The sequence below is a fragment of the Geobacillus sp. DSP4a genome (genome assembly GCF_013096875.1).
Lineage (GTDB): Bacteria > Bacillota > Bacilli > Bacillales > Anoxybacillaceae > Geobacillus > Geobacillus thermophilus.
The window spans coordinates 1-1,294 of sequence record NZ_SDLD01000119.1 but is presented as its reverse complement, the minus strand read 5'-3'; the positions used below and the strand labels follow the sequence as shown (position 1 = coordinate 1,294).

Below are 1,294 nucleotides of genomic sequence, written 5' to 3'. Positions count from 1 at the left end.
AAAAAACGGAGCCCACCTAGCCTTCGGAATCGGATTCCAAAGGAAGGTATTTCAGTATATATATGGTTAATAAGTGCTATGCACTCGTTTTTTCTAGTTTCACTTCGTACCCTAACCCCTCTAATCGTTTCACCGTTTGACGCACGATGCTCGCTTCTCGCTGCCGATCCCAGTAGTCGGCTCCCAACTCTCTATACGGTTCCTTTCGAGTTAAGATATAATAGATCATTTCTAAAATCGTTCTCCCGACCGCGACACTCGCTCGATTCGCTCCTCTTCGTTTGGCGATCCGATGATACTTGGCCGATAGGTACGTGTTCTTCGTTCGGGCGGCGGCACGGGCGCATTCCACGAGGCACGACCTCAGCTTCTTGTTCCCTTTCCTCGTTCGACCTGACAACCGTTTCCCTGCACTCTCATGATTCCCGGGAGCCATTCCGGCCCATGAGGCCAAGTGCGCGGCGGTAGGGAACCGGCTCATATCCGTCCCGATTTCCGCTACAATTTGTTCCGCGCTTTGCCGCCCCACTCCCGGGATCGTATCGATGAGCTCCAGCGCTTCATGAAAAGGGCTCGTTCGTTCCTCGATTTCCCGATCCAACCGGGCAATCGCTTCATCTAAATACTCCACATGACGCCATTGCTCGGCCAGCATCATGCGTTGATGCGGCCCCATCACTCCTTTCAATGCGCGCCGGAGCTCTTCCGTTTTTTGTTTCAGCCGCCCTTTGGCGAGCTGGGCGAGGGCCGCCGGATCGTCCTTTCCTTCGATAAGGGCGCGAATGATGAGCCGGGCCGACATCCCGTTGATATCGGATACGACCGAAGAAAGCTTGATATTGGCTCCTTCCAGCACTTTTTGGATGCGGTTGAGCTCCCGTGCCCGTTCCTCGATCAAACTGCGCCGATAACGGACCAGTTCCCGGAGTTCCCGCTGAGCTCGATGAGGGATGTAACTCCCTTTTAGCAATCCATGGCGAAGCAAGTCCGCGATCCATTCAGCATCTTTGACATCGGTCTTTCGCCCAGGAACCGCTTTGATGTGTTGGGCATTGACGACAAGCACTTCGATCGGCTCTGCTTCGAGGAGATTATACACCGGCTTCCAATATACGCCCGTCGACTCCATGGCAACGTGCGTCACCTTTTTTTCTTTCAGCCAACCCACCAACTCCTCGAGATCGTCGGTCAGCGTACCAAACGTGCGAATCTCTTTTCCTTCAGGGGTAAGGGCGCAAGCCGTAATCGATTGCTTATGCACGTCCAATCCGCAACAGCGTTCATACAAGACGCG

At 53.9% G+C, this 1,294-nt stretch carries 1 protein-coding gene; it reads right to left on the bottom strand.

What is annotated here, in order from left to right; translation table 11 throughout:
• Positions 1–76: 76 nt before the first annotated feature.
• Positions 77–1,294, bottom strand: a 1,218-nt coding sequence (locus tag ETC02_RS16560; protein ID WP_171698440.1) for an IS110 family RNA-guided transposase, incomplete at its 5' end; no start/stop codon positions are given.